Annotated in this window: 3 protein-coding genes; all 3 read right to left on the bottom strand. The window is 45.5% G+C overall.

The window, feature by feature from the left end; translation table 11 throughout:
* Window positions 1-2,061, bottom strand: a 2,061-nt coding sequence (locus AC37HE_RS15995) for a TIM-barrel domain-containing protein (RefSeq protein ID WP_500783965.1), incomplete at its 3' end; no start/stop codon positions are given.
* Between the two features lie 43 nt (window positions 2,062-2,104).
* Window positions 2,105-3,610 carry a cellulase family glycosylhydrolase gene (locus AC37HE_RS15990; RefSeq protein WP_500783964.1) on the bottom strand — a complete coding sequence of 502 codons (1,506 nt, stop codon included), beginning with the start codon at window positions 3,608-3,610 and terminating at the stop codon, window positions 2,105-2,107.
* A gap of 124 nt (window positions 3,611-3,734) precedes the next feature.
* Window positions 3,735-4,924 (bottom strand): hypothetical protein (locus AC37HE_RS15985; RefSeq protein WP_500783962.1); only part of this gene is annotated, 1,190 nt, incomplete at its 5' end.

Genomic DNA, 4,924 nt, shown 5'->3' with positions numbered 1-4,924 from the left:
CTGGTACCAGCGGGTATTCAACTCACGCCACTCTTTCATATCCTCCGACCCTTCTTTGGCACGCTCAAATTTCTTTTGTACACTGAAACCACCAATATCCATGGTCCAGTACGGTAAGCCCGACATCGAGAAGTTGATTCCGGCCGGAATTTGTGCTTTCAAATCCTCCCAGCAAGTACCTATATCGCCACTCCAGGTGGTGGTTCCGTAATGCTGCATGCCGGCAAAGCCTGAGCGGGTTAGGATAAACACACGATCAACCGGATTCTTAGCCCGCTGTCCCTCGTAAATACCCTTGGCATTCATTAAAGCAAACGCGTTGAAGTATTGGGTTGAAGATCCAAGAGCTGTTGGGTTCATCAGTTTCTTACGGTACTCCATGCTGGCATTCGACTGAATATCCGGTTCTGTTGCATCAAGCCACCAGGCATCAATTCCTTTGGAATATAGTTTTTCGTTAATCTGTTTCCAAAACAGTTTGCGCGCACCCGGCGAGTAGGCATCGTAGAACGATCCCAGATGTCCAGGAGGAATCCAGTCCAGAATGCTATCCTTAATGGCCTGCTGATATATCCAGCCATGTTTATCAAATTCTTTGTAATGCTCGGTATTCGGATAAAACTTCGGCCACACCGAGATCATGATATGTGCCTTATTGTCGTGTACAGTTTTGATCATCGCATCCGGATCAGGGAAACGGGCCGGATCGAATTCATGACTTCCCCACTGGTCCACTTTCCAGTACGACCAGTCCATCACGATGTTATCAATCGGAATATGACGTTTGCGGAATTCTTTCAAGGCACCTTCCAGCTCATCCTGCGTTTTGTAACGCTCACGACTTTGCCAAAATCCCATAGCCCATTTAGGCATTACCTGAGCCTTACCGGTCAGTTCACGGTAACGGCTAATCACATCATCCATCGAGTTTCCTTTCATGAAATAGTAATCGATTTGATTACCCATTTCTGAATAGAATGAAATATGCTTTTGCTGCTGCGGATCAACCGGCGACAAGGCTTTCAGGCCAATATAGGACACACCACCATCAGGAATCCAGTCGAGCTTCACATGGTAGCGCTGACCTTCCTTCATATCAAGCTGGAATTTAGCGACCGAGGGGTTCCAGGCCGTGCGCCACTTATCAACCACCAGTTGACCGTCGACATACATTTTGGTATAACCCGCATAATACAACAGGAAGTTGAACAAGCCACTTTCTTTTGGTTCAATATCGCCTTCCCAAACAATACGGGCATGATCGAAGCTGAATCCTTCAGGAAAGTTTTTGATCGTCTCCAAATTCTCGTAATCGATGGTTGGCTCCTGACGTTCGACAAAGACATGTCCTTTGCGCGAATCATCTACATAGGTCGCCGTTAATCCTCCTTCTTTCCCATCAGTTCCGTATTGCACAAACTGATCCATTTGCCCGTACGGACGGGGATCGCCAAAACGAGAGAAGGAATAATTATCCCAAAGAATCCCGTAATTTTTGGTCGACATGATAAAAGGAATCGACACTTTGGTATTGTATTGGAACAGCTCTTCGTTTTTTCCTTTGTAGTTCATCTCATCGGCCTGGTGTTGCCCAAGTCCGTAAAGGGCTTCATCATCGGGTGAATCAAATACCTGCTGAAGTTCGAAAGCTTTCACACTATCCACTTCCATCGGCTTCATCGTTGTTCCATCTTTCTTTTCGGCCAGAATTTCATTGCCATCCTGATCTAAAAAGTGGACAACACCATCTTCTTTCGAAATTTCGACGGTCGTTTTACCTGTTGAAACCAATACATTCCCATTATCTTCACGCGTTGTGAATTCTACTTTCGAATCCTCGGGTAAGGCAACCAAACTGGTGTCAGTTGAAAACTTCCCGGTTGCCGAAGCAGATACCCGAATAATTTCATCGCTGACGGGAATTACCCGGACAGCCTTTGCCCCGTACTCTGTTACTTTTTTCGGAAAAACAGTCACCCCCGACTCATCTGCCTGGTAGCCTTTGGGACTACAGGCGGCAAATAAACCAACGAGTAACACAGTTGCAAATAGTCTATTCATTTTCATCTAATTTATTCTCAATATCATCAATCTCATCTTCAAATCATTCATCTACGGCACTGGTTATCGCTTCCAGTGCATCCTGGTGAACTACTTCTGCCGTCGAACGGTTAAACAAGCCCATGGAATTATTTCCGGTAGCACCATTATCCCAATAGCAAGGAATCATTCCATGCTGTACCGCCGCCTTCGTCACATAGTTCAGGTAATAATTGCGGGCAGCAATGTGTTCATCCAAATCAGAAGTCAGGGAACTACGCAAAATCGCACCATATTCCCCCAGGATTACAGGTATACCCTGATCGATAAAACTAGTTTTCATTTTTCCAAAGGCCTCATCAACCCAAGCCTCCTGTCCCCAGCTGGAAACATCAGTGTAACCGGTTCCCCACTGGGTTTTATAGGTGCCGTCTTCCTGAAGGGTGAAATCGTACGGATCGTAAAAATGGACCTCGGCCATCAGCCGATCTGAGGTGTCATCATTAGGCATCGTCAGATCGCTGACAGCTAGGTCGATGTTGGTGTTATAGGCCTGAACAACCAAATATCTGTAGGTATTACGCCCGCCTGTAGCACGAACGGCATCTACAAAAGTCTGGTTGAAGGAATTTTGTACTTCTAAATTTTCGGCGGAAGGGGTTCCATAGTCTCCTTCAACATGAACCTCGTTACTTCCGGCAAATAATAAATGGTCGTCATACTCGCGGAAGTAAATCGCTATTTGCTTCCAAAGTGCTTGCAGTTTTGTATTGATGGCTTCTTTATGATCATTATCCGGCTGGTTCATCCAACCACCATCCCAGTGGATGTTAATCATGACATACATCCCGTTATCCAGCGCATAATTCACCACTTCTTCAACACGTTGTTTCCAGGCCCAACTGATTTTATAAGTTGTTTCGTCCTCCAAGTGATTAGACCACGAAACCGGGATTCGAATGGTTTTAAAGCCGGCAGCCTTCACGGCATCAATAAAAGCCTTAGTTACAACCGGATTTCCCCAAGAGGTTTCACCCCCGCTCAAAGCATCGCCATTCGCAACAATAGCTTCAAGCGAGTTTCCAAGATTCCAGCCCAAGCCCATCTGCGCCGCAAAATCAATAGACGACAGGCTACCCATGTTAGTATTGTCCGGCTCGATGTAATCTTCATATTCCGGTTCTGTTGGCTCAGCCGGTTCTTCCTCCGCTGCTTCCTGTGTGCATTGCAGGTTGATGGTTTCAGCACCATCCGCCGTCAAAGTCATCGTTAGATTGCGGGCTTCGGTCGTTGTATTGGCCTCAGCTGTTAAAATAACTGACGCATTTCCTTTTGTCGATTGAATCGATGGTTTACACCAATCGGTCGATTCGAAATTGATCCGCCAGGTGGTATTGCTAGTAATATCGAAGCTCGCTGTTCCACCATCAGCTGTAAAGCTAAACGAGCTGGCTGAAGCTGAAAGTGTCGCCGCTGGTTCTTCTATTATTGTTTCTTCGTTGGAACTACTACATCCCACGACAGCGAGGATTATAAGTAGTAACCAGGTCCATTTGTTTAGGTGTTTCATGAGTTCGGTTGAATTGTTGGTTTTTCGGTTTAGCGTTTAGGTTATTTCGGGCGATGGAAAATTCGTTTTTGTTTTATTATCCCCGGATACCAAAAGATATCCGGGGAATCTTAGGTTCATTAAATTATTCAATCACAACGTCATCAACAGTTACCGTAACCGCATTGATATCCACCAAGTCCGGCACCAAATCAACGATATCAATACAGAAAACCTGTGCTGTATCGAAAGCACCTCCCGGAGTCCAGCTCACAGTGTAAGTTCCATCTCCGGTTATAGTCGCTTCTCCAGAGCCGGTTCCATCTCCCCAATATGATGGATCCCAACTGGCATCAGCAATCTGAAGAGCGGTTTGATAACTTCCAACTGCACCAGTTACAAAGCTCAATCCCTGAATTGTAAAGGTTACTGAAATCTTGTTCTCGAATAACACAGATGCCGGATCCAGAGGAGGGTCAGCCGCTGTACTACCATAAGCATTATACAATTCAATCCGATACTTCGGGTTGTCCACTTCCAGATTCCCGTAAGCTAATTTTGTGTTGTCAAAAGCGAGTGTTGTCGGCTGCGGGCTGGTGCTATCATCACCACCTAGTTGAGGAATCAAGTGGAAAGCACTATATTGGGGATTACTTGGATCACGCGCTCCAACCCACATTCCTTTCACGTCTCCCGCCAGGTTTTTCTCAAGGCTTAGGATTCGCCATTGATTGTCAGCGGTAGTATATAAATTCACCCAAGAACAAATATTGAAGGCCGGAGTAACGCCATCAAAAGTGTAAATTCCTTTTTCGTCCAACGTATAAGTTCCATTTTCCGTCGTTCCATCCGGAGCAATAAATACAACCGAGTTGTCTTCTGCATCCATGGTTAACGAGAAGCCTGCATAGGTATCCGGAATTGTAGCATCAAAGCCAGTCCAGTCCGGATAATCGGCAACTGAAGTCCAGGCATTCATCAATGAACCATCAAGGTTAGCCCAATTGAAAGGAGTTTCCGGCGACAATACCCACTTAATCTTTCGACTAACAACAGTTGTCACATCATCCTGCCATCCATCAGGCAAGCTTGGTTCTGGCTCTGCATATTCGTAATTGTCAGCATAATCTTTGGAAACGTAATTCAGTATATAATACCACGGACCTTCGTCGTTTGTCCGCATAATCGCAATCTGAAGTTGGTTTTCGGTAAGGGTTAATACCTTGAGGTTATTGTTCCAGTTATCTGCATTTACAATATAATTGTCCGGACGTAAAATGGTCGCATCTGTTGTCGATAAAGTGTGAGCAGTCGCATTCAGGAAGTAAGTTCCTG

The organism is Mangrovibacterium sp., assembly GCF_059905295.1.
Note: the sequence above shows the minus strand (reverse complement) of the source record. Positions and strands in the feature narration are given on the sequence as shown.